The organism is Pseudaminobacter sp. Soil_N_29, assembly GCF_057656055.1.
In genome coordinates this window covers 60,372-83,762 of record NZ_JBDGLC010000004.1, presented here as the reverse complement: position 1 = coordinate 83,762, position 23,391 = coordinate 60,372, and the positions used below count along the sequence as shown (strand labels likewise).

General features: G+C 63.1%; 19 protein-coding genes. 2 read left to right on the top strand and 17 right to left on the bottom strand.

Annotated features, from left to right (window positions below; genetic code table 11):
* Positions 1–68: 68 nt before the first annotated feature.
* The 13 genes from AC3A4H_RS11135 to AC3A4H_RS11075 all read right to left on the bottom strand — a co-directional run bounded on the left by AC3A4H_RS11135 (position 69) and on the right by AC3A4H_RS11075 (position 14,981).
* Entirely contained in the window at positions 69–722 is a 654-nt protein-coding gene (locus AC3A4H_RS11135; RefSeq protein WP_348779271.1) for a protein-L-isoaspartate(D-aspartate) O-methyltransferase, read from the bottom strand.
* On the bottom strand, positions 719–1,477 hold the full coding sequence (surE, locus tag AC3A4H_RS11130) for a 5'/3'-nucleotidase SurE (RefSeq protein ID WP_487766756.1): 759 nt from the start codon (positions 1,475–1,477) through the stop codon (positions 719–721). The genes AC3A4H_RS11135 and surE overlap by 4 nt, the downstream gene beginning before the upstream one ends.
* Entirely contained in the window at positions 1,477–2,787 is a 1,311-nt protein-coding gene (serS, locus tag AC3A4H_RS11125) for a serine--tRNA ligase (RefSeq protein ID WP_487766755.1), read from the bottom strand. Before serS ends, surE begins: the two co-directional genes overlap by 1 nt.
* 54 nt (positions 2,788–2,841) lie before the next feature.
* Positions 2,842–3,714 (bottom strand): twin-arginine translocase subunit TatC, encoded by an 873-nt coding sequence (tatC, locus tag AC3A4H_RS11120; protein WP_487766754.1) that lies wholly within the window; start codon positions 3,712–3,714, stop codon positions 2,842–2,844.
* Positions 3,711–4,367 (bottom strand): Sec-independent protein translocase protein TatB, encoded by a 657-nt coding sequence (tatB, locus tag AC3A4H_RS11115; protein WP_487766753.1) that lies wholly within the window; start codon positions 4,365–4,367, stop codon positions 3,711–3,713. The genes tatC and tatB overlap by 4 nt, the downstream gene beginning before the upstream one ends.
* 30 nt (positions 4,368–4,397) lie before the next feature.
* Positions 4,398–4,628: a twin-arginine translocase TatA/TatE family subunit gene (locus tag AC3A4H_RS11110; protein ID WP_348779266.1), complete on the bottom strand. Its 231-nt coding sequence runs from the start codon at positions 4,626–4,628 to the stop codon at positions 4,398–4,400.
* A 35-nt stretch (positions 4,629–4,663) separates the two neighbouring features.
* Positions 4,664–5,770 (bottom strand): ABC transporter ATP-binding protein, encoded by a 1,107-nt coding sequence (locus AC3A4H_RS11105; protein ID WP_487766752.1) that lies wholly within the window; start codon positions 5,768–5,770, stop codon positions 4,664–4,666.
* 33 nt (positions 5,771–5,803) lie between these two features.
* Complete coding sequence (gene scpB / locus AC3A4H_RS11100) at positions 5,804–6,538, bottom strand: SMC-Scp complex subunit ScpB (protein WP_487766751.1); 735 nt, start codon at positions 6,536–6,538, stop codon at positions 5,804–5,806.
* On the bottom strand, positions 6,535–7,335 hold the full coding sequence (locus AC3A4H_RS11095; RefSeq protein WP_487766976.1) for a segregation and condensation protein A: 801 nt from the start codon (positions 7,333–7,335) through the stop codon (positions 6,535–6,537). Before AC3A4H_RS11095 ends, scpB begins: the two co-directional genes overlap by 4 nt.
* 71 nt (positions 7,336–7,406) lie before the next feature.
* Positions 7,407–8,426, bottom strand: coding sequence for a beta-N-acetylhexosaminidase (gene nagZ, locus AC3A4H_RS11090; protein ID WP_487766750.1), 1,020 nt, complete (start codon positions 8,424–8,426; stop codon positions 7,407–7,409).
* 141 nt (positions 8,427–8,567) lie between these two features.
* Entirely contained in the window at positions 8,568–11,846 is a 3,279-nt protein-coding gene (locus tag AC3A4H_RS11085; RefSeq protein WP_487766749.1) for an SPOR domain-containing protein, read from the bottom strand.
* Between the two features lie 103 nt (positions 11,847–11,949).
* Positions 11,950–13,704: an arginine--tRNA ligase gene (gene argS, locus AC3A4H_RS11080; RefSeq protein ID WP_487766748.1), complete on the bottom strand. Its 1,755-nt coding sequence runs from the start codon at positions 13,702–13,704 to the stop codon at positions 11,950–11,952.
* 62 nt (positions 13,705–13,766) lie between these two features.
* A complete protein-coding gene (locus AC3A4H_RS11075) occupies positions 13,767–14,981 on the bottom strand; it encodes a deoxyguanosinetriphosphate triphosphohydrolase (protein ID WP_348779260.1) in 1,215 nt (404 codons plus the stop codon).
* Positions 14,982–15,059: 78 nt separating this feature from the next.
* On the opposite strand from AC3A4H_RS11075, the gene erpA reads away from it, so the two are divergent.
* Positions 15,060–15,410 carry an iron-sulfur cluster insertion protein ErpA gene (erpA, locus tag AC3A4H_RS11070; protein ID WP_348779259.1) on the top strand — a complete coding sequence of 117 codons (351 nt, stop codon included), beginning with the start codon at positions 15,060–15,062 and terminating at the stop codon, positions 15,408–15,410.
* A gap of 189 nt (positions 15,411–15,599) precedes the next feature.
* Complete coding sequence (gene xth / locus AC3A4H_RS11065; RefSeq protein ID WP_487766747.1) at positions 15,600–16,391, top strand: exodeoxyribonuclease III; 792 nt, start codon at positions 15,600–15,602, stop codon at positions 16,389–16,391.
* 112 nt (positions 16,392–16,503) lie between these two features.
* Here the strand turns inward: xth and AC3A4H_RS11060 are convergent, their stop codons facing one another.
* The 4 genes from AC3A4H_RS11060 to AC3A4H_RS11045 form a co-directional block, all read right to left on the bottom strand.
* Entirely contained in the window at positions 16,504–17,322 is an 819-nt protein-coding gene (locus AC3A4H_RS11060) for a tetratricopeptide repeat protein (protein WP_487766746.1), read from the bottom strand.
* Positions 17,323–17,758: 436 nt separating this feature from the next.
* A complete protein-coding gene (locus tag AC3A4H_RS11055) occupies positions 17,759–19,048 on the bottom strand; it encodes an aromatic hydrocarbon degradation protein (protein ID WP_487766745.1) in 1,290 nt (429 codons plus the stop codon).
* Positions 19,049–19,408: 360 nt separating this feature from the next.
* Positions 19,409–22,192 (bottom strand): valine--tRNA ligase, encoded by a 2,784-nt coding sequence (locus AC3A4H_RS11050; protein WP_487766744.1) that lies wholly within the window; start codon positions 22,190–22,192, stop codon positions 19,409–19,411.
* Positions 22,193–22,536: 344 nt separating this feature from the next.
* Positions 22,537–23,331 carry a PopZ family protein gene (locus AC3A4H_RS11045; RefSeq protein ID WP_487766743.1) on the bottom strand — a complete coding sequence of 265 codons (795 nt, stop codon included), beginning with the start codon at positions 23,329–23,331 and terminating at the stop codon, positions 22,537–22,539.
* Between the last annotated feature and the right edge of the window lie 60 nt (positions 23,332–23,391).

The following is a 23,391-nucleotide window of genomic DNA, read 5'->3' as shown; positions in this document are numbered from 1 at the left end:
AGAAACCCGCGCAAAACGGGCTGCTGCGCGTTTGAAGCGTTGGCGATTTTGGAGATCGTGAATTGCGATCAGATCGCCGCCGCAACGCCTCGGGCCATCGGCTGGAGGCGGACGACGCCGATGTCTTCCTGTTCGAATCGGCTGCCAAGCTTGCCCAGCTTGATCATCACCTGCTCGCCCTCGGGAGGTCCCAGCGGCACCGCCATGGCGCCACCACTGGAGAGCTGGTCGGCAAAGTAGCGCGGCAAGCTTTCGAAGGCCGCCCAAACCACGATGCGGTCGAATGGCCCCTCGCCCGGCAGGCCGTTGGAACCATCCGTCTGCCGCACGAACACATTGTCGATGCCCAGCGCCTCGAAGCGCTGGCGAGCCTGCTCGACCAGCGTCTTGTAGCGGTCGACGGTAACCACCCGCGCCGCAAGCCGCGACATGACGGCGGCCGTATAGCCGGAGCCGGTGCCGATCTCGAGCACGCGGCTGTTCGGCTCTATGCCCAATGCCGAAATCACCGTCGCCTGGAGATCGGCGCCTTCCATGGTCTCCCCGCATTCGATCGGAAGCATGCGGTCCGACCAGGCGATGTTCTGCCACTGCGCGGGGATGAAGGCGCGCCGGGGAGTAGCCTCGAAGGCCGTAATCAGGTCTTTTGCCACGATACCGCGGCCGCGCAATCGCAACAGGAAAGCGGCAAAAGCTTCGCGGTCCTCGCTGGCAGTGGTCATCCCAAAGCCTTCGTCAACTGGTCACGGATCTCGTGGGCGGTAAGGTCGAGCTTCAGCGGCGTGACGGACACGCGCTTGTTTCTCACCGCGTGAATGTCGGAGCCTTCCCTTACCTCGGGCGCCTCGCGACCGAAGCGCAGCCAGTAGTAGGGAAAGCCACGGCCGTCGGCGCGTTCATCGATCCAAAGGCTGTGCACCAGCTTGCCCTGGCTCGTCACGACCGGCGCTTCAACCTCTTCCGGCCGGCAATTGGGGAAGTTGACGTTCAGGAACACGCCGCTCGGAAGATCGATCTGCAGCAGCTTGTCCAACAGCGCAGGCGCAAGCGTCTCGGCGGTCTCCCACGGAACAATGCGGGCCTGGTCGACCACATTATAGGCCTGGCTGAGCGCGATCGAGCGGATGCCGAGAAGCGTTCCTTCCATGGCGCCCGCCACAGTGCCCGAATAGGTCACGTCGTCGGCAAGATTCGCCCCTGAATTCACACCCGACAGGATGAGGTCCGGCGGCTCGGGCAGCACCTTGCGCACGCCCATGATGACACAATCGGTGGGCGTGCCGCGAACGGCATAGTGGCGGTCGTCGATCTTGCGCAGACGCAACGGCTCCGAGATCGACAGGGAATGCGCAAAGCCCGACTGGTCAGTCTCAGGCGCAACGACCCAGACATCGTCCGACATGGTGCGGGCGATGCGCTCGAGACAGGCAAGGCCTTCGGCGTGGATGCCGTCGTCGTTGGTCAGGAGGATACGCATCAGGACCGGATTGCCTCGATCTTCTCCGCGCCGCCCATGTAAGGACGAAGAACGTCAGGAATTGTTACGCTGCCGTCCTCGTTCTGGTAGTTCTCCAGCACGGCAATCAGCGCACGGCCGACGGCGGTGCCGGAACCGTTCAGCGTATGCACGAAGCGGAGGTTCTTGTCGTCCTTGACGCGATAGCGCGCATCCATGCGCCGGGCCTGGAAGTCGCCGCAGACCGAGCAGGAAGAAATCTCGCGATAGGCGTTCTGGCCAGGCAGCCAGACTTCGATGTCATAGGTCTTGCGCGCGCCGAAACCCATGTCGCCGGTGCACAGGACGATCGTGCGGAACGGCAGTTCGAGGCGCTTCAGCACCTCTTCCGCGCACTGCGTCATGCGTTCATGCTCGGCGTTGGAACTGTCGGCGTCGGTGATGGAGACAAGCTCGACTTTGTAGAACTGGTGCTGCCGCAGCATGCCGCGGGTGTCGCGCCCGGCGGACCCGGCCTCCGAGCGGAAGCACGGCGTCAAGGCCGTCATGCGCAGAGGAAGCTGCTCCTGATGGAGGATTTCTTCGCGCACCAGGTTGGTCAGCGGCACTTCTGCGGTGGGGATGAGGCCCAGACGCCCTTCGCCGTGCGGCGTGAAGAACAGGTCTTCCTCGAACTTGGGCAACTGGTTGGTGCCGAACAGCACCTCGTCGCGCACCAGAAGCGGCGGCTGGACCTCGGTGTAGCCGTGCTCCGTGGTGTGCATGTTGATCATGAACTGGCCGAGCGCGCGCTCGAGCCGGGCAAGCTGGCCCTTGAGAATGGTGAAGCGGCTGCCGGAGAGCTTCGCGGCGCGCTCGAAATCCATCAGGCCAAGCGCTTCGCCGATGTCGAAGTGTTCCCTTACCCAATTCGGGCGCGGTTTCACCTCGCCGACCTTGCGCAGCTCGACATTATCGCGCTCGTCCGCGCCGACCGGCACATCGTCCAGCGGCATGTTCGGAATGACCGCCAGGGCATCGTCAAGCGCCTTGTCGAGCTCGCGTTCGCGGGCCTCACCGTTCTGGATGAAGGCCTTGATGTCGGCAACTTCGAGCTTGAGCTGCTCGGCCAGAGCGGAGTCGCCATTGCGCATGGCGTTGCCGATCTCGCGGGAGGCGGCATTGCGGCGCTCCTGCTTGACCTGCAACTCGCCGAGATGCGCCCGGCGCATCTCGTCTTTCAGCAGCAGGTCGTCCACGGTTGCCTGCGCGGCCTCCGACGACTGGCCGCGCTTCACCAACGCTTCAACGAGGGTCTTGGGGTTCTCGCGAATCCATTTGATATCAAGCATGTAACGATCCGGTCGCAGTATGAGTTAACATGGCCGCGACAGCGGATCGAAAGGTCAGCTTGCGGCGGGGCTGTCGCCTGAACCTTGCAGTGATGCCTTGTCGGTCACTGCGTCGGCGGCTTCCTCATTCTCACGCGCCACGCGTTCCTGCTCGCGATTCCGTTCGATCATCCGGGCGGCCCAGATGGAAATCTCGTAAAGAAGGATGGTGGGAAGGGCAAGGCCGATCTGGCTTACCGGGTCGGGCGGCGTCAGCACGGCGGCCACCACGAAGGCCAGAACGATGGCCCATTTGCGCTTGTCGGCGAGCGCCTGCGACGAAAGGAGCCCCACGCGCACCATGAGCGATGTGACCACCGGAAGCTGGAACACGAGGCCGAACGAGATGATCAGCGTCATGATAAGGCTGAGATATTCCGAAACTTTCGGCAGCAGCGAGATCTGCACCTCGCTGTCGGTTCCAACCTGCTGCATGGCAAGGAAGAACCACATCACCATCGGGGTGAAGAAGAAATAGACCAGCGCCGCGCCCATCAGGAACAGTATGGGCGACGCGATCAGGAACGGCAGAAATGCCCGCCGCTCGTTCCGGTAAAGGCCGGGGGCGACGAACTTGTAGATCTGCGCCGCGATCAGCGGGAAAGCGATGACAAGGCCGCCGAACATGGCGAGCTTGACCTGGGTGAAGAAGAATTCCTGCGGAGCGGTATAGATCAGCTCGACCTTATGCGTGTCGAGGCCCGCCCATGCGGTCGCCCATCTGAACGGAATGACCAGGACGTTGAACATCTGCTTGGCAAAGAAAAAGCAGACGAGAAAGGCCACGAAGAAGCCGCCCAGACACCAGATCAGGCGCTTGCGCAGCTCGATCAGATGCTCGATCAGCGGGGCCGATGACTTTTCGATTTCGTCGTCCTGTTCGCTCACTTGGCGCTTCCGGATGAGGTTTTCCTGGCGGCGGCCTTTGCCTTGTCGGCGGGGGCCGCAGTCTTGGTGGGTTTCTTTGTGGTGGCCTTGGTGGCCACCTTGGCTGCGGGCTTCGAAGCCGCAGCCTTGGGTGCAGCCGAAGCCGCGGCCTTCGCTGCCGCCGGCTTCTTCGCCTTCACGGTCGCAGCCTCCGCGGCCTTCTTGCCGGGCTCTGGCTGAGGCGCAGCCGCAGCCGGCGCCACCGTGGGTGCCGCTTCGGCAGGCGGTGCGGGCACAGCCTCTGCGCCGGTCTTCAGCGGTTCGGCCGGCTGCGCGGCATCCGAAGCAGGCGGAACCGGCGAAGGCGACGGCTTCAGCGCGGTATCCAGCCCGGAACGAACGTCGGCGGCCGCCTGCTCGAACGGGTTGAGCTGCTTCTTGATTTCCGTCGCCGGATTAAGGCTACGAAGCGCATCGACGGATTTCTTGACGTCGTCGAGTTCCGCTTCCTTGAGCGCCTCATTGAACTGTCTTTGGAAATCGCCGGCCATCGTCCGCAATTTCGCCGTCGTCTTGCCGAACGTGCGCAGCATGCGCGGCAAGTCCTTGGGCCCCACGACCACGATCATGACGATCGCGATCACGAGCATCTCACTCCAGCCGATATCAAACATGGTTACTCAACCCGACTAGCGGAAAGCGCTTCAGCTCTTGCTGGTCTTTTCCTTCGCCTGGACGGTTTCGTCGGCACGATGCTCCACGGTGCGGGCATCGACGGCCTTCTCGTCGTCAGCATCCTCGTCGGACATGCCCTTCTTGAAGCTCTTGATGCCCTTGGCCATGTCGCCCATCAGTTCCGGGATCTTGCCACGGCCAAACAGCAGCAACACCACTACCAGCACGATGAGCCAGTGCCAAATCGAAAAGGAACCCATGGTAACTCTCTCTCGAACGATTTCCTGAGATTGATCTATGCGCTTTCACGCTGTGTTTCAAACAGAAGTACGTCAGACTTGCGCAGCGAAAGCCAGATGTCACGCGCTTTTGCAGACAATGCCCCACAGCGTATTCGAGCCCGCACCGGGGCCTCTGCGCCTGAAACGGCAAGTTCAAGCAATTCCACGACGCCGAGGAAGCGTCGGGAAAGGATCCTTGCCTCGATTTCGCCCGCCGTTTCGCTTACATCGAAGCCGGTGAGCCGCACGGCTACGGTCGCCTCGGCACCATCCGCCAGATCCGGCGCCGGTACCCGGCCGATCGGCGTGTCGACGCAGCGCCCGTTCACTCGGCCCTGAAAGACGTTCAACTCCGAGAAGAAACCCGCGACGAACAGGCTGGCCGGCTTGAGATAGAGGTCCTCGGCACGGCCCGACTGCACCAGCCTGCCATCCTTCAGCAGCGCAATGCGGTCGGCCATGCGCATGGCTTCCTCCGCGTCGTGGGTGACCACGATTGCGGTGGCGCGGCTCTCGCGCAGGATTGCAAGCGTCTCGGCCCGCACAGCGTCCTTGAGGCGAGAATCGAGGCCTGAAAAAGGCTCGTCCATCAGCAGCACCGCCGGACGCGGCGCGAGCGCGCGGGCCAGCGCCACGCGCTGCTGCTGCCCGCCCGAAAGCGCGTGGGGATAGGATGCGGCATAATCCGCAAGGCCGACCCGCGACAGCGCGATCATCGCCTCGCGGCGCCCCTCTTCCGCCGACAAGGCGGTCAGGCCAAAGCGAACATTGTCGAGGATGGTGAGATGGGGAAACAGCGCGAAGTCCTGGAATACCAGGCCGATCGAACGCTTCTCCGGAGGCAGGAACACGCTGGGACCGGCGATTTCGCGATCGTTGAGAAGCACACGGCCGGTAGACTGCGCCTCGATGCCGGCCGCAATGCGCAGCAGCGTGGTCTTGCCCGAGCCAGAGGGCCCCAGAAGGCACAGCACCTCGCCCGGCTCGGCGATCAACGACACGTCCCGCAGCGTCTCGGCATCGGGGCCGAAGGAATGGCAGATGTTTTCGAACGCGAGGCGCGCAGCAAAGGTGACGCCCGCGGTCACCCGGCTCGCCGTCTGCGTATTCTCAAGCTTCACGTGAATACAGCCTTTGGCACTGTCATTCCCTGCTCAATCATCTACTGCCCGAGGTGTCAACAGGCCGAGTTCCTCGAAGTCGATATCCGTCAGCGGATCTTCGTCATCAGTGAGCAGGTCGAGGTCCGAAGGGGGAATCGGGATCGAGAAGTTGGACGGCATGCGGGCCGACAACAGCCCTGCCCCCTTCAACTCCTCGATGCCGGGCAGATCGCGGATGTCCTCGAGCGCGAAGTGGTCAAGGAAGTTGTCGGTGGTGCCGTAGGTCACAGGCCGTCCCGGCGTGCGCCGCCGACCGCGCATGCGCACCCACTCTGTTTCGAGCAGCGTGTCCAGAGTGCCCTTCGAGGTCTCCACGCCGCGAATATCCTCGATCTCGGCACGCGTTACAGGCTGATGATAAGCTATGATGGCCAGCACTTCGAGGGCGGCCCGCGACAGCTTCTTCTGCTGCACCGCGTCCCGGCTCATCAGGAATGCGAGATCACCGGCAGTGCGGAACGCCCAGGAGTCCGCCACCCGCACGAGGTTGACGCCGCGCTGCGCGTAGATCTTCTGCAGTTCGATCATGGTGGCCGCTATGTCCACGCCCTCCGGCAGGCGGGCAGCCAGGGCCTTTTCGCTGACCGGCTCGGCACTGGCGAACACGATCGCTTCCGCCATGCGCACCACCTCTGCCAGATGGCGGCGCTCGGCGGCCTTGCGTTCGCCGGCCGCTTCGTCGGAGACGAAGGGAATTACTGTAGCATTGGCGCTGCTTTCGCTCATGACGCACCTTCAGCTGGATTTGCGGCATCCGTGCGGCTGCGCAGATAGAGCGGCGCGAAGGCGTCGTGTTGACGGACTTCCAGATGCCCTTCGCGCACCAGTTCCAGCGTCGCGGCGAATGAGCTTGCAATCGCGGTCGCGCGTTCTTCCGGCGTCGTCATGTATTCGATCAGGAACTTGTCGAGCGCGGTCCAATCCTTGAAGCTGCCCACCATGCGGGTGAGGATGTCGCGCGCTTCTTTCAACGACCAGACGCCGCGCTTGGCGATGCGCACATTGGTGATCGCCTGCCGCTGGCGCTGGATCGCATATGCCGTCAGGAGATCGTAGAGGGAGGCGGAATATTCGTTTCGCCTCTCCACCACCACGAGTTCCGGGCAGCCGCGGGCGAAGACGTCGCGCCCCAGCCTGTTGCGGTTGACCAGCCTGGCGGCGGCATCGCGCATCGCCTCAAGCCGCTTGAGCCGGAATTGCAGCACCGCGGCCATTTCCTCGCCGCTCTGCTCGTCGTCGCCGGCCTGCTTGGGAATGAGCAGCTTGGACTTCAGGAATGCCAGCCAGGCGGCCATGACGAGGTAGTCGGCGGCGAGCTCAAGCCTTATGGCGCGCGCGCTGTCGACGAAGGCAAGATACTGCTCGGCGAGCGCAAGAATGGAGATGCGCGACAGGTCGACTTTCTGGTTGCGCGCAAGGTGCAGGAGAAGATCGAGCGGGCCTTCGAAGCCGGCAATATCTATCTGCAGCGCAGGCTCGCTGACGCCGCGCTCCTCCGCCTGCTCCGCCCAAAGGGGATCCATCGGCGTGGCCTTGGGGGACTTGCTCTCCTGTGTCTGCGCCAATCCGGCTCCTTCTCTGGCGGCCGCTACCGTCAGGCCACGGCGTCGAAATAGGTTGCAAACTCGGCACGCATTGCCGCCTCGTCGGCGGTGTCGCACTTTTCGATGCATGTAAGGGCACGCTTTGCCCGTTCAAGCGACTTGCCCTGAAGCGGGGTGGTGCGCGATGCGATGCCCACCATTTCCTCCATCACGCCGTTGCAGTGAAGGACGAGATCGCACCCCGCCGCAAGGATGGAAGCGGCTTTGGAAGGGAAATCCCCAGAAAGCGCCTTCATGGAGGTGTCGTCGCTGATCAGGAGCCCATCGAAGCCGATCTCGCCGCGAACGATCTCGCGCACGACCTTCTCCGAAGTCGTGGCCGGATTTGCCGGGTCAATCGCGGCGAAGACGACATGCGCGGTCATGGCGGCGGGCAGGTTCGCAAGCGCCTTGAATGGAGCGAAATCGTGCGCACGCAGATCCTCGAGCGGCGCATCCACCGTGGGCAGCTCGAAATGCGTGTCGGAAAATGCCCTTCCGTGGCCGGGAATATGTTTCATGACCGGCAGCACGCCGCCCGCCAGCAGCCCGTCTGCTGCTGCCTTGCCGAGCGCGGTGACGGTCTCCGGGTCCTTGCCGTAGGCACGATTGCCGATGACGTCGCTCGCGCCCTCGATGGGCACATCCAGCACCGGCAGGCAGTCGGCGTCGATGCCGAAGCGGCGCAGATCGAAGGCATGCAGGCGCGACAACAGCCAGGCCGCCCGCAGGCCCGCCTCGCGGTCCTCGTTGTAGAGCGCACCGATTTCACCAGCCGGCGGATAGTTGGGCGCGATCGGCGGCCGCAACCTCTGCACGCGCCCGCCCTCCTGGTCGATGAAGACCGGGGCATCGGGCCGCCCGACGCTGTCGCGCATCGCGGCCACCAGGTCGCGGATCTGCTCCGGCTCGCCGATGTTGCGGGCAAACAGGATAAAGCCCCATGGGCGCTCGTCGCCATAGAAGCGGATTTCATCCGGGGTGAGCGTTTTCCCGGCGCAGCCGAGGATCATGGATTTTGATTCGGTCATGGCTTTCAGCCTAGATCAACGCGAGGAAGCTGGAAATCCGCAGGCTGGGCACGCGCTACCAGCCTTTCCAGAATGGCAAAGACCGGCGCGAAGGTCTCGCGCCGGTCTGTTGTTTCACTGACCCGCCACCTGCGGATCGACTTATTTCGAGACGAAGCAATTGCCGCCGGCCGCCTTGTAGCTTTCGCACAGGGCGATCGCATCGTTGCGGGTCGCCGCCGGTACGCGGACACGGTAGAACGTGCCCTTGCCGGCGATCTCGGCCTTGACTATGTTGGCCGGGTGGCCGTTCAGCACGTTGCCGTAGCGGCGCAGCAGGTCCTGATAGGACGACTGCGCGGCAGCCTCGGTCGGCTGGGAGGCGATCTGCATCGCCCATTCCCCGGCGCTGGCGGCGTTAAGGGCAACCTGATCGGGCTTCACCTCGCCGACGACATTCACCGGCTGGTCAGATGGGCGCGACGGAGCGACTGCGACCGTCTGCGGCGTGGCCGAGGGCTGTGCCGTCGGGGCCTGCGCGGCGGCAGCCGGCTCCTGCTCGGGCACGGCCGGGGCGGCGACCGGAGCCGACACTGCAGGAGACTCAGGGGCCTCTGCGGCCGCGCCAACCGGAGCCGCCGGGGCCGGGTCAACCACCGGCGCCGGAGCGGGCTCTTCCTCGCGCGGCACCAGCGTGCCGTCGGGCCTGACGACCATGGTGCGCACCTTGCGCGGCGCCACTGCGGCGACTTCCATGTTCTGGCCGGCGCCTGCATCCTCGATGACCTGGGTGATGCGGTCCTCGGACTTGCCGACGGGCTGGTCGGCCGGTTCCTCGCCGACGAAGGTTTCCTCTTCGTCCAGAGGAGCCTGCTGGGCAACCATGTCGATGGGCTGCTCTGCCGTAGTCAGAAGCCGCTGCTGCGTCGGCTCCGAGTCCGCGTCGCTGCGGGCGACGGTCTCATAGACCTTGCTCTCCTGGTTCGGCACCGAGGTGCCACCGGGATTTTCCGGACGCATCTTGATCGGGCTTTCATCGGCCTTGATGATCGCCGGGGCTCCGGAGCCTGCACCGCCGCCCGAAAGAGCATAGGCGCCGACGCCGCCCAGAACGACGACGCCACCGATTACCGCCGCCAGCAGCGCGCCACGACGTTGAGGCTGCTTGCGCTCTTGCGCTGCAGCTGAGCCGCTTTCATCGTCAAGATCGGCGTCGTAGTTGAGATAGTCGGACGAGGACTGGAACCGGTTTTGTCCCGCATCCGAGAAGTCGCCCATCGCATAGGCATTGTTGGCGGTCGGCGAATATGCTGCCGATGCAACCGCCGCAGCCGCAACACCGGCGGCAGCAGCCGCGGCCGGATAGGTGCTGTCAGCAGCGTAATCTTCGCTTTCGATCTGGAACTCGCGCTCGAAGTCGGCGGCGAACTCCTCTTCCGACTTGGCCGGCGGCTGGGCAGGTGCCTTCGTCGCCGGTTCGGGCGAGCTCATGTCATTGAGAAGGTTGGCGAACTCGGCGTCCAGATCGTCGTAGTTCGAAACGGCAGGCACGTCTTCCTCGAATACGAGCTCGGGAAGATCCAGGTCATCGGCCAGTGCGACCGCCTGTTCGGGCACATCCACCGTCTCGATATCAGGAACGTCCTCGAATGCCGGCGCTGAGGACTCGACCGGCGCAAACTCATCCGCCTCGCCATAGTGCGTTGCAGGCTCTTCCGCCGGGGTCGAAACCTCCTCGTCCCACGACGGCGTTGCCGCCGAGGCGGACGAGAACGAGGCCGTCAGCGCGGCGAGTTCGGCATAAGGATCGGCGGGCTTGGCCGCGCTCGTGGCGTCCTCGGCCTCAAACTGTTCCGCTGCCGGCTGCTCGTCCCCATAATCTTCGGAAGTAGGTTCCTCGAAGGAGTTGGCGAACGCCTGGCTGAATGCGTCGTCATCGAAGTCCAGGCTCACCTCCGGCTCGGCATCGACGGATTCCGGCTCGGGCACATAGGCGTCTGCCACCGGGGCGGTGTAAGCCTCTTCCGTCGGCGCAGCATAGCTGGGCTCGCTGGTCTCGATGCGATAGTTTCCACGCGAATAGACATATTCGGACCTGGCGACCGCAGCGGGTGCCATCTCTTGCGGCGCAGCGGCAGGCTCATCGAACTGAAGCGAAGCAGCCTCCGTCAGAAAATCTTCGTCGGAAAGGTTCAGATCGACATCGAAGTCCGGTTCGGCATCATACGCGTCATAGGCAGGCTGCTCTTCGACAGCCTCGACCGCCACCGGCTCGTCCATGGCTGGCTGGTGCGGGCTCGACAGGTTGCCGAGAAGCGCGTTCAGCTCGTCTTCCAGGCTGGGCTCCGCCGCTTCCGGCGCAGCGGCCACGAACTGAGGCTCATCGGCGAACGACGGCTGCTCCGGAGCGGGCTGATGGAACGACTTCAACGGAACGGCGGTGAAGTCCATATCGACTTCGGCCAGCGCGGCGTCGAAATCCTCGTCAAAGTCCTCCACGCTGGCCGAGGTGGCCAGATCGGCAGGGGCCTGAACGGCATAGTCGGGCTGACAGGCATAGTCGGGCTGATAGGCAGCTACCGGCTCAACCGGGGATAGATCTTCGATCGGCTCTTCCGCGAAGGGCGCGACCTCTTCGGCCACCGACCAGTGAGCCTCGCTCAACTCGAAGCCATCGTCGAGCGCCACGGGCTGAGCGGCGTCGTAGGATACGGCGTGAACTTCCGCCGCGACCGACACCTCGCCTGCATAGCCATAGCCGGCCACTAGCTCCTGCGGCGCCTCAAGATAGCGCTCGTCTTCAGAAGACGCATGGTTCGGTGCGGAGAAATCCTCCTCGGCGAAGTCCGGTGACCATTCGCCATGCGTGGCGAGATTGCCTTCCAGCTCCGCAGCCACCTGGTGGTCGAAATCCGCCATGCCGCCTTCATATTCAACGGCTACTTGCGGCTCGTATTGATAGCTGGCGGCGGTGTAGCTTGCCGCTTCGTAGCCGGAAACCTGATCGCGGTATCCGGGCACCTCGACCTGATAGGCCTCCGAAGCGACCTCGGCGGGCTCGAAGCGAGGCTCCGGCTCCGCAAAATCGTACTGGGTCTCCTCGACGGAATAGGCGTAGGCGTCCTGCTCCTGCACGGGCGACGTAGGCGCATAGGCGACGTGCGCCGCCTCCTGGGTCTCTACGTGCGGCACGGCCTCGAAATGGTGCGACGCGTCCGCCTGGTCCTCGGCTTCGTCGAGCGAGAATGCGCCAAGCAATTCCTTCTCGAGATCGATGCCGAAATCGTCGCCAAGAACCTCTGCAGACACCTGCTCCGCTTCGGATTGCGACCGTCCAGACTCCCGCGGATCAAATCCCATGATCCGCGTCAATTCGGCGAACGGGTCGTCGCTCGACAACTGGTCGTTTTCGGCGACTTTCAGCTGGGTTCTGTCTGCCATACTCTTTCCCGAAACTCGCACTATTCGCACGTCTAGGACGTGACGTAAGGTTGGGCCTTACCAGCGCAATGTGGGCAAAAGGTGACAGGTTTTCCCCTACAACCTAGCGCATTTCCGTAGGCGCATCGGCCCCGATAATCGCCAGGCCAGACGTCAAAACGTCGGATACAGCCTGCACCAGCCCAAGTCTGGCATGCGTCAATTCTCGGTCGTTAACCTTAACAAAACGTAAGTCCGGGTTATCAGTGCCCCGATTCCAGTGTCCATGGAAAGTCGAGGCGAGGTCATACAGGTAAAACGCCAGTCTATGCGGCTCCTGCGCCTGGGCCGCGGACTCCACCAGACGCGGATATTCTGCCAGCTTGCGGATCAGCCCGATCTCGCTTTCGTCGGTGAGCCGCTCTGCGGCTTCGGCCAGCGAAGTCCGGCCGAAATCTTCATCGCCGAACTGCTCCCTCGCCTGCCGGAACACCGAATGGCAGCGCGCCGAAGCATACTGCACGTAGAAGACCGGGTTGTCCTTGGACTGCTCGGTCACCTTGGCGAAGTCGAAGTCCAGCGGCGCGTCGTTCTTGCGATAGAGCATCATGAAGCGGATCGGGTCGCGGCCGACCTCCTCCACCACATCGCGCAGCGTAATGAAGTCACCCGAGCGCTTCGACATGCGCACCGGTTCGCCCTGGCGGTAGAGCTTGACCAATTGGCACAGCAGCACCGTCAGCTTCATCGAGCCGCCGGAGACGGCCTTGGCCAGCGCCTCCATGCGCTTGACATAGCCGCCATGGTCGGCGCCCAGGATGAAGATCGTCTCATTGAAGCCGCGCTGCAGCTTGTCCTTCAGGTAGGCGACGTCGGCGGCGAAATAGGTGAAGCTGCCGTCAGACTTCACCAGCGGCCGGTCGATGTCGTCGCCGACTTCGGTGGAGCGGAACAGCGTCTGCTCGCGATCCTCCCAGTCCTCGGGCTTCTGGCCCTTCGGCGGCGGCAGCTTGCCCTTGTAGACATGGCCCTTCAGCGTCAGGTCGGTGATGGCCGAGCGAATGGCAGCAGCGTCGTTGGCGTGCAGCGTGCGCTCGGAGAAGAACACCTCGTGATGAACGTTGAGCAGTGCCAGATCCTCGCGGATCATCTCCATCATGGCATCGATGGTGCGATCCTTGACGACGGCGAGGGCTTCGGCTTCCGGCTTCTCGAGGAGGCTTGCGCCGAACTCCTTCACCAGCGCCTGCCCCACCGGCACCAGATAGTCGCCCGGGTAGAGACCCGCCGGTATCTCGCCGATATCCTCGCCAAGTGCCTCGCGGTAGCGAAGCATGGCCGAGCGGGCCAGCACGTCGATCTGCGCGCCGGCGTCGTTGATGTAGTATTCCTTGGTCACGTCGTAGCCGGCGAAGGCGAGCAGGTTGGCCAGAGCATCGCCCACCACCGCTCCGCGGCAATGCCCGACATGCATCGGGCCCGTCGGGTTCGCCGAAACATACTCGACGTTCACCTTGACACCATTGCTGGCGGAACGGCCGTAATCCGTGCCGAGCTTCAGCAGCGACTGCAGGTGCGACTGCCAGAAGCCATCGGTGAGCCTGAGGTTGACGAAGCCGGGACCAGCGACATCGACCGCGGCGATATCCTTGTCCTTGCGCAGTTCCTCGGCAAGCTTTTCAGCCAGCGCGCGCGGGTTCTGCCCCGTCGGCTTCGCCAGCACCATAGCCGCATTGGTTGCCAGGTCGCCATGGCTCGCATCTCGCGGCGGCTCGACGGAAATGCGCGTGACGTCGACGGTGCCGCCGTCCTTGTCCTTCAAGTCGAGCGCTTCAACGATTTTGATGATCCGCTCGTTGAAATCGGCGAAGATGTTCATGAGGCTTTCTCTGGAAAATCGGGTATTCAAGCCGGCCTATGCCGGAAAAACGATTTTTCCGCCTATCCCAAATCCGGCGTCCGGTCAAACAGACGTCGATGTTCCTTGATCGCGTAAGTGTCGGTCATTCCGGCCAGGAAATCCGAGACATGCCGCGCCTTGACGCCTTCTTCCGCGCGGTCGAGCCCTTCGCGCCAGCCCTCGGGCATGGTGCGCGGATCGTTGAAATAGGCATCGAAAAGCTCGCGAACGATCTGGTCGGCCCCGGCGCGCACACGCATCACATCTTCGTGGCGATAGATGTTCTTGTAGAGAAACGCCTTCAGCTGCTTTTCGGCCGGGATCATTTCATCCGAGAAGGTGGCGATCGTCATGCCGGCGTCGTGGATGTCCTGGGTGCTCTGCGGGTTCAGCCTTGCCAGGCGGTCGACTGCCGTACGGATGACGTCCTCAACCAGTATGGTGATCTGGCGCCGCATCAGTTCATGCCCGGTGCGAGCCCAGTCCAGCCCGGGGTAACAGTCGCGCACCGCCCGCAGTATGGAGGCGGGCAGCGCCACTTCGTCCAGCATCTCGAAAGTCAGCAGGCCTGCACGCAGGCCATCATCGATGTCATGGGTGTTGTAGGCGATGTCGTCTGCAATCGCGGCACACTGCGCCTCGAGGCTGGCGAACTTGTCGAGTTCGAGGTCATGCAACTGCGAGTAGTCGAGAATTGCCTGCGGCACCCTGCCCTTCAGCCCGTTGCCGTTTGAATCGGTCAGCGGGCCGTTGTGCTTGACCAGCCCCTCCAGGGTCTCCCAGCTTAGGTTCAGACCGTCGAACTCCGCGTAGCGGCGCTCCAGCCGCGTCACCACACGCAAGGACTGCGCGTTGTGATCGAAGCCGCCCCACTGGGCCATTTTCTCGTTCAGCGCATCCTCGCCGGTATGGCCGAATGGCGTGTGGCCGAAATCGTGCACCAGCGCCACCGCCTCCGCGAGGTCCTCGTCGCATCGCAGCGCGCGCGCCAAAGCCCGTGCGATCTGCGCAACCTCGATCGTATGGGTGAGCCGCGTGCGGTAGTGGTCCCCCTCATGCGCAATGAAGACCTGGGTCTTGTGCTTGAGGCGGCGGAACGCTGTCGAATGGATGATCCGGTCGCGATCGCGCTGGAACGGCGTGCGGGTCGGACTTTCGCTCTCCGGGACCAGGCGACCGCGCGAGCGCGCCGGGTCGCAGGCATAACAGGCGCGCGGCCGGTAGCCGAAGCCGATATCGCCAAGCTCGTTCGCCATTGTCCGTTGCCGCCGCAGGTTGACTTGCCTCGTGACGCTTCATACCTATGGTAACAACGCGAAAGCAAGGTGACGCCGATGGGCGCTGACGCCAAAACAGCCATGACGAATGTAGAACTTTCTGAAGCCGCGGCAAAGCGGATCTCCAAAATCATTGCCAACGAGCCGGGCAAGGTCGCGCTGCGCGTTTCAGTGGAGGGCGGCGGCTGTTCCGGCTTCTCGTACAAGTTCGACCTGGTTTCCGACCGCAACGACGACGATGTCGCCATTGAACGGGACGGCGCCACGGTTCTGATCGACGACCTGTCGCTGATCTACATGGGCGGCTCGGTGATCGACTTCGTGGACGACCTCATGGGGCAGTCCTTCCAGATCCGGAACCCGAACGCGGTGGCATCCTGCGGCTGCGGCACCAGCTTCTCGATCTAGACTAGATCTCTGCCGTTCCCGGGAGAAAAAAGGCCGCTGTCGCGGCCTTTTTCGTTGGAAATTTTCAGGCCTCTGCGGTCATCGCTGCTTCGCTCTGTCGGCCGTTATCTTCTCAGAGGGCGATGCAGGATCGACTCCTGCACCCGATTCCACTACCAAGGATTTCGAAGAAATGGTCGTTTGGTTTTCATGAAGATCGTTACCTGGAACATCAACGGGGTCAAGGCGCGGCTCGGCAACCTGCTGGTCTGGCTGAAAGACAGCGACCCCGACATCGTCTGCCTGCAGGAAATCAAGTCAGTCGATGACCAGTTTCCTCGCGCCGAGATCGAGGCGCTGGGCTACAATGTCGAGACGCATGGCCAGAAAGGGTTCAACGGTGTCGCAATCCTGTCGAAGCTGCGCTTCGACGAGGTAAACCGAGGCCTTCCCGGCGACGACGGCGACGAGCAGGCGCGTTTCATCGAAGGCGTATTTTCGACCGACAATGGCGTGCTGCGCGTCGTCTCGCTCTACCTGCCCAACGGCAATCCGATCGGAACAGACAAGTTTTCCTACAAGCTGTCCTGGATGGCGCGGCTGGAAAACTGGGCCAGGGACCGCCTTCTGCTTGAGGAGGCGCTGATCCTCGCAGGCGACTACAATGTCATTCCCCAGCCTGTCGATGCCCGCAACCCGGACGCCTGGCTGAACGATGCCCTGTTCCAGCCAGAAAGCCGCCAGGCCTTCCGGCGCCTGCTCAATCTCGGCTTCACCGAGGCGACCCGCGCCGTCACCGACGCGGCCGACACCTATACCTTCTGGGACTACCAGGCCGGCGCCTGGCAGAAGAACAACGGCATCCGCATCGACTTCCTGCTGATGTCGCCCGAAGCCGCCAACCGTTTTTCCACGGCGTCGATCGAAAAGCATGTCCGTGCCTGGGAAAAGCCTTCGGACCACGTGCCGGTAGCCGCCGAACTGGCCCTGGCGCCGGCATAAGGGCAAGATCAAGCAACGGGCAGAATTCGCCTCTGCCCGTTCATCCAGCTTCGAAAAGGTAATTCCTGGTCGCTAGCCTGCGCTTGCGCGCGCCGAGGCGTCAGCGCCTTGATTATTGCGATGAGCCCTTGGTGAGGATGTCTTCTGCAAGCGCGATGGCCGTGCGGCGGTCTGCCTCCCCGGCCAGCGCGAACGCCTCTTCCTGCATTCCGCGGATCCAGGGCTGGTCGACCGGGGCGGCGCGCTCAAGCGCAGCCGTCATCATGGCCAACCCGCGCACCACCTTGCCCGACTGGAACAGCAGGTTGCCGAGGGTAGCCTGCGCGCCGGCATGGCCCTTCTCGGCGGCGAGCTGGAACCAGCGGCCGGCCTGGCGCATGCTGGCCTTCACGCCACCGTCGCCCTTGAGGAACATCTTGCCCATCTCGAACTGGGCGTCCGGATTACGGTAGTTGGCGGCGGCCCGCATGAAATATTCTTGCGCGGCCATCTTGTTGGGCCTTATGGGGCTGTCGGGGATGCCCTTCTTCAGATAGCTGCCCAGCGCAAACAACGCGTCGGACACATAGCTTTCCTCGGGGCTGCCAGGCTCCACATCCTGCTCGACGATCTCGCTGTAGAATTTAAACGCCTCAAAGTCGTTCCGGTCGACGCCGTCGCCCTCGGCATACATGCGGGCGAGTTTCCAGGTGGCGCCGATCTGGCCGTTCTCGGCTGCATAACGATAGGCTTCGACCGCCTGCTGCTTGTGGCCGCTCTTGTAGGCCGAGAAGCCGAACTGGAACACAGCCCAGGGATTGGACTTGGCTCTCACCTCGCCATTATCGTCAAAAACCTTGTCGTCGAGCGCCATGGCTCCGCCTGCGAAGCCGAAGGTCGCCACGGCTACGATGGCCGACAGGAAGGCTGTCCTAACGACATCAATCCGCATAGCAGCGTGCTTCTCTCGCGCGGCCCTTGGCAAAAGCGCCGGCAGCCGCCGACACTATTGCTCGTGCACAACTACATCCCGCGCCTGAATGCGCGGACACAAGTGCCGTATTCATCATACGACGACTTGGCAGTTTAACTGTCAAGATTTTGCTTGTGCCCATCTTCTTCATTCCGCAAAGCGCGGTTGCTTCAACCAATGTCTAAAATGCGTCCGGAGACCACCTTGAAGTGCTCCCGGTTTATGGCGGGAACACGGCAATTTCGTCATGGCTCGTTCTAGCGCATTGCTTCACCGAAGACTGTTGCTGAATCGCCACAAGCCGGATGTTCACATTGCGCATGCGCACACTGCCCCCGGCGCCTTAACAAGCTGCCATTCGGGCAAAAAAAAGCCGGGCAACGCCCGGCTTTCTAAAATCAGCATTTCAAATTGCTTACCAGTTGACCTTGTAGCCGAGGTTGACGGCGAATGCCCAGCCGTTGTCGACGGCGCTGTTCAACGGCCCATACCTGGTCTCCTGCGCAGAGCTCAGGTAGGAGACGCCCAGGCCGCCGCGCAGCTCGCCGCCCAACTTGTCCCTGATCACGCCACCGGCAGCCAGTGTGTAGGTGTCGCTGGAAAGATCCCAGCCGGTCCCGACGCCCTGGTCCCAGGTCAGGCTGAGCGCGCCCGAAACCGTTTCATTGAAGGCGTGGCCGATGCCGCCGGTGACGGTCCAGCCGTCCTTCCAGTTGTAGATGTCGGCGCTGCCGACCTCAGGATTGTCCGTCAAAACAAGGAGTTCCTTCTGGACGCTCCAGTCGGTCCATTTGACCGAACCGAATGCCAACCAGCCGGGAGCGATGCCGCTCTGCATCTTGACTTCGACACTCTGCGGAAGATTGCCCTTTCCGAGCGCCGCAAATTCCGAGTTGAGGCCGGCTGCAGCCGCACCTTGCGCCATCAACAGCGTATCGGCGGCGAGTCCACCGTAGAGCGCCGCGTTCGGCAGATCCCCTCTCGCCAACGCCGCCTCGGCCAGTGACTTGAATTCCTTGGCTTTGGCGCCCAGTAGGGCCGCCGTCGGAATGTTCAGGTTACCCTCGGCACCGTAGGTGGTACCGGAGCGATACAAGACCTGGCCGCGGAGCGCGATCTCCGGAATCTCGTACGCCAGCCCGAGACGGTAGCCGTATTTCTGTCCATGCAGATTGAGAGTCGCATTGGGAAGTACAATGTCTCCTCCCGCGCCGTCAGGAATGGCATATTGGTTCAAACGACTATAGTCGAAATTTTCCACGAACCCGCCGCCGAGCACCCAGGCATAGCCCGGACCAGCCTGGAACCGTACACCGCAGGTCACCGCCTTTTCATTGGTGGTGAAATCTTCCTTGATCTTGCCGCTCGGCTTCGGCACGGCAAAGCTCACCGTGCCGCCATTGTTATCCACCAAGGTGCCCGCGCAGCGGAGATCATCCGTGACGTTGATTTTGACCGCCGCGGACGGGATCACATAGTCGTCGGTGTAATTTGTTCCGACGAGGCCCGGTGCAGCGTCGAACTCGCTGTATTTCCGCGTCGGGCTCACATAGGTGATGCCCGTGCGCATGGCGAAATTTCCATCCTCGTAGAGGATGTCAGTGTCGGCAGTGCCACGGGCAAAGCCGCCAGCGCTGGCCGATCCCGCGACAGCAATCGATACGAAGCCGGCACCCAGGACCGATCTAAAGAGCGCTGCATTCATGAAGTGTCCCTCCCCCGAACGTAGGTTTCGGCTAGAAAAACTATTTCCCGCCGGCGGTGCAACCACGTTTTGGCCGGCGGAGGAGCAGGAGGATGCCCAGGCGGCCGAAGCGGCCTGCCCGCTCCGCCGAAAAGCGGCAAAAGACGATCACATTTGAACAAAAATGCCCGAGTTTTTTCGCGTACTGCGGCGAAAAACACCGAAATCAGGGAGTTTTAGCGGGCTTCCGCAATGTTGTTACATTAAGGCAACAAGGTGGCAAAAAGTAGATGACGCTCAGCATAGTGACGTAGCGTCACCGACATTTCGGCGGTGGGCGCCGCCCTGCGGCGGCGCCCGGAATCACTGGAATCGCGAGAGTCAGCCGGCTTCGCGAACCCGTGCCAGGGCGTTGTTCAGCTTCTCCTGAGCTTCCTGGAACTCGACCAGCTTCTCGCGCTCGCCGGCGACAATTTCGGGCGCCGCATTGGCCACGAACTTCTCGTTGGAGAGCTTCTTGTGGATGCGGGCCACCTCCTCGGTCACCTTGCCCAGTTCCTTCTGCAAGCGGGCTGCCTCGGCCTCCAGGTTGATCAGGCTGCCGAGCGGGAGGCAGGCGGTGGCCTCGCCGAGGACGATCTGGGCCGAGCCCTTCGGCGCGGCTTCCGCGAAGGTCACATCGTCGACGCGCGCCAGCCGCTTGATGGCGGAGTCGTGCCGTTCGAGGCGCGCCTTCGTCATCTCGTTGGCGCCAACCATCACCAGCGGCGCCATAGCTGCCGGCGGCACGTTCATCTCCGAGCGCACGGAACGGATGCCCGAGACGAGGTCGACCAACCAGTTGATCTCGGCAGCCGCATCGGCGTCCTCGAAGGACGGCGCCGGCCATTCGGCGTGGCACAGCAGCGTCGTACGCTCCTGGCCCTCGCCAGCGGTGTGCGCCCACAGCTCCTCCGTCATGAAGGGCATGAAGGGGTGCAGCAGCTTGTAGATCTCGTCGAGCACGAAGGCGGCTACCGCACGGCTCTCCACCTTGGCCGCCTCGTCGTCGCCCATGAACACTGGCTTCAAGAGTTCCAGGTACCAGTCGCAGAACAGGTTCCAGACGAAGCGATAGGCCGCCCCTGCCGCCTCGTTGAAGCGGTAGGAGGTGATGCCGTCGGTGATCTCGCGCGTGGCGCGCGACAGCTCGGTGAGGATCCAGCGGTTGACGGTGAGCTTGGCGTCCTGCAGCCAGAAGTCATCGTTGCGCGCAACGCCGTTCATCTCGGCGAAGCGGGTCGCGTTCCACAGCTTGGTGCCGAAGTTGCGGTAACCGGCGATGCGGGCCGGGTCGAGCTTAACGTCACGGCCCTGGGCGGCCATGATCGCCAGAGTGAAGCGAAGCGCGTCCGCGCCATACTCGTCGATCAGTTCCAGCGGGTCGATGACGTTGCCCTTGGACTTCGACATCTTGGCGCCGTTCTTGTCGCGGACCAGCGCGTGAACGTAGACCGTGTGGAACGGCTCCTCTTCCATGAAATGCAGGCCCATCATCATCATGCGGGCGACCCAGAAGAAGATGATGTCGAAGCCGGTCACCAGCACGTCGGTCTGGTAGTAGGTCTTCAGCTCCGGCGTCTGATCCGGCCAGCCGAGCGTGGAGAACGGCCACAGCGCGGAGGAGAACCAGGTGTCGAGCACGTCCTCGTCGCGGGTCAGGATCTCGCCCGGCTTGAAGTTCTCCAGCTTGTCCTCGACCCAGGCCTTCCACGGGCCTTCCAGCGCCAGGTAATATTCGACGGCGGCATCGAGCGCCTCTTCCTCGGTCTTCTCGACGAAGACGTGGCCGTCGGGGCCGTACCAGGCCGGGATCTGATGGCCCCACCAGAGCTGGCGCGAGATGCACCAGGGCTGGATGTTTTCCATCCACTCGAAATAGGTCTTTTCCCAGTTCTTGGGCACGAAGTTGGTGCGCCCTTCGCGAACCGACGCGATGGCCGGCTTGGCGAGCTCCGCGGCGTTCACATACCACTGGTCGGTCAGGAACGGCTCGATCGGCACGCCGCCGCGGTCGCCATGCGGCACGGTGTGGCGGTGCGGCTCGATCTTTTCGAGGAAGCCGCCGGCTTCCATCATCTCCACAACCATCTTGCGCGCGACGAAGCGGTCCTTGCCATGCAGCGCATCAAGCGTCGCCTGCAGTTCAGCGGTAGAATCAAGGCCTTCGAGGAAGTCCTCGTTATCCTTGAGGTTTATGGTCGCCTCGGTGGTCATGATGTTGATGGCGCGCAGCTTGTGCCGCTTGCCGACCTCGAAGTCGTTGAAGTCGTGCGCAGGCGTGATCTTGACCGCGCCGCTGCCCTTTTCGGGATCGGAATATTCGTCGCCGACGATCGGGACCTTGCGACCCACCAGCGGCAGGACGACATTCTTGCCGATGAGGTGTCGGTAGCGCTCGTCTTCCGGATGGACGGCAACACCAGTGTCGCCCAGCATCGTTTCGGGCCGGGTGGTGGCAACGGTGATGTAGGTCTTGGGGTTCTCCGGGTCGAAGGTCTCGCCCTCGATCGGATAGCGGAAGTGCCAGAGGTTGCCGTTGACCTCAAGCTGCTCGACCTCGAGGTCGGAAATGGCGGTGAGCAGCTTGGGATCCCAGTTCACAAGGCGCTTGTCCTTGTAGATCAGCCCTTCCTTGTAGAGCGTGACGAACACCTCGAGCACGGCCTTCGACAGGCCCTCATCCATGGTGAAGCGCTCGCGCGACCAGTCACAGGAGGCGCCGAGACGCTTGAGCTGGTTGAAAATGGCGCCGCCGGATTCGGCCTTCCATTCCCAGATCTTCTCGATGAATTCCTCGCGCCCGATATCGCGGCGATGGATCTTCTTCTCCGCCAGCCGACGCTCGACCACCATCTGGGTGGCGATGCCGGCATGGTCCATGCCCGGCTGCCACAGCACGTTCTTGCCGCGCATGCGCTCGAACCGCACCAGGATGTCCTGCAGCGTATTGTTGAGGGCGTGGCCCATATGCAGCGAGCCGGTGACGTTTGGCGGCGGAATTACGATCGAAAAGGCCTCCGCGCCCGGCTTCGAGCCGGCGCCGGCCTGGAAGGCGTTGGTTTCCTCCCAGGTTCGGGCAATCTTGGGTTCGACGGTCTTGGCGTCGTAAGTCTTCTCAAGCATGGGAATTCGATCCGCATTGTCCGGAATTTGTCGATCCCGGTGTAAATCGGAAGGCTATGGGCAAGTCAACTGCGGCGGGCCGAGTTGGTTGCCTGAGGGTGGGAAGAGGCGTCCGATCTCGTCGTTCGCGCGGCGCCTTCGCTGGCGCGTTCCATCATCGCCACGCCCGGTTTTCACCGTCTGGCCTTTGAACTTGGGAAGACGGGCGGTCGTCGGACGCGCTCATCGGAACAGTAATCAAGTGGTTAGGCGGCGTCCGCCGCCCGCCCTATCCACGCAAGAGCCGTTTTTCCCGCTCCCGGCCACATGGCGGGGAGCGTTTGCCCGATTGGAGGACTGGCAGCTCAGCCGCCGCGCGCGACCCGCTCGATTTCCTCGCGCACCAGCCGCTCGACCAGGGTGGGCAGGTTGTTGTCCAGCCAGTCCTGCAGCATGGGCCGCAGCATCTGTTCGGCCATCTCGTCAAAAGTCTTGCGGCTGCGCGCGGCGAATGCCTCGGAGAGCTCGCCGAAGGCCGCCGCCACCTGGCGCCCGGCATGTTCGGAGATGATGGCGGGCCTGGCGGCTTCGCTGGGCGTCGGGGCCGAAACGGCATCGACCCTGGCAGGCTCCGAAAACACGGGATATTCGACCGTCGGCTCCTCGCGGGCCGCTTCGGCCTCGGCCACATATTCAGCCACAGGCTCATGACGCGCCGCCGCCTGTTGGTCGAAAGCGTCCACCGCAGACGAGACTTCCTCCGGCTCTGCGTGCGGCGTCACACTCCACTCGGGCATCGCGAGAGCCGGTGTTTCGGTGTGCGTTCCGGCTGCTTCGGGCTGCTGCGCCTCGATCTCGAAATCACTCGGGGCCAGCTCCTGCTCGTACTCCGCTTCGCTGGCGATGCGTGCCTGAACCTCGGCCAACGACAGCGACCGATCAACTTCCGGCGTGGCGCGGGCAGCCCGCAATTCGGCGCGGAAGGCATCAACCTCGATGACGGCGCCATCGAGGCGGTCGCTTCCCGCCTCGTCGCGTGCAAGCGTGTCCTCGGCGCCCTTGCGGGCGCTGTCGCTGTCTTCGATGATCCTGCGGATGGAGGCCAGTATCTCCTCCATCGAGGGTTCGCGCTGCGCGTTGCTCGCTTGTGCCATCGTCACGTTTGCCGCCCCTGTGACCAGAATTTAACGATTCCTTCGGCGCCTAGACCGACAGGCTTC

What these genes read in the sequence shown, in the direction of transcription:
- nagZ (WP_487766750.1), bottom strand. Translation starts at nt 8,426, where the DNA reads ATGACCGAATCAAAATCCATGATCCTCGGCTGCGCCGGGAAAACGCTC.
- tatB (WP_487766753.1), bottom strand. Translation starts at nt 4,367, where the DNA reads ATGTTTGATATCGGCTGGAGTGAGATGCTCGTGATCGCGATCGTCATG.
- AC3A4H_RS11050 (WP_487766744.1), bottom strand. Translation starts at nt 22,192, where the DNA reads ATGCTTGAGAAGACTTACGACGCCAAGACCGTCGAACCCAAGATTGCC.
- xth (WP_487766747.1), top strand. Translation starts at nt 15,600, where the DNA reads ATGAAGATCGTTACCTGGAACATCAACGGGGTCAAGGCGCGGCTCGGC.
- AC3A4H_RS11060 (WP_487766746.1), bottom strand. Translation starts at nt 17,322, where the DNA reads ATGCGGATTGATGTCGTTAGGACAGCCTTCCTGTCGGCCATCGTAGCC.
- scpB (WP_487766751.1), bottom strand. Translation starts at nt 6,538, where the DNA reads ATGAGCGAAAGCAGCGCCAATGCTACAGTAATTCCCTTCGTCTCCGAC.
- AC3A4H_RS11085 (WP_487766749.1), bottom strand. Translation starts at nt 11,846, where the DNA reads ATGGCAGACAGAACCCAGCTGAAAGTCGCCGAAAACGACCAGTTGTCG.
- AC3A4H_RS11135 (WP_348779271.1), bottom strand. Translation starts at nt 722, where the DNA reads ATGACCACTGCCAGCGAGGACCGCGAAGCTTTTGCCGCTTTCCTGTTG.
- argS (WP_487766748.1), bottom strand. Translation starts at nt 13,704, where the DNA reads ATGAACATCTTCGCCGATTTCAACGAGCGGATCATCAAAATCGTTGAA.
- serS (WP_487766755.1), bottom strand. Translation starts at nt 2,787, where the DNA reads ATGCTTGATATCAAATGGATTCGCGAGAACCCCAAGACCCTCGTTGAA.
- AC3A4H_RS11110 (WP_348779266.1), bottom strand. Translation starts at nt 4,628, where the DNA reads ATGGGTTCCTTTTCGATTTGGCACTGGCTCATCGTGCTGGTAGTGGTG.
- surE (WP_487766756.1), bottom strand. Translation starts at nt 1,477, where the DNA reads ATGCGTATCCTCCTGACCAACGACGACGGCATCCACGCCGAAGGCCTT.
- AC3A4H_RS11075 (WP_348779260.1), bottom strand. Translation starts at nt 14,981, where the DNA reads ATGGCGAACGAGCTTGGCGATATCGGCTTCGGCTACCGGCCGCGCGCC.
- AC3A4H_RS11095 (WP_487766976.1), bottom strand. Translation starts at nt 7,335, where the DNA reads ATGGATCCCCTTTGGGCGGAGCAGGCGGAGGAGCGCGGCGTCAGCGAG.
- AC3A4H_RS11055 (WP_487766745.1), bottom strand. Translation starts at nt 19,048, where the DNA reads ATGAATGCAGCGCTCTTTAGATCGGTCCTGGGTGCCGGCTTCGTATCG.
- erpA (WP_348779259.1), top strand. Translation starts at nt 15,060, where the DNA reads ATGGGCGCTGACGCCAAAACAGCCATGACGAATGTAGAACTTTCTGAA.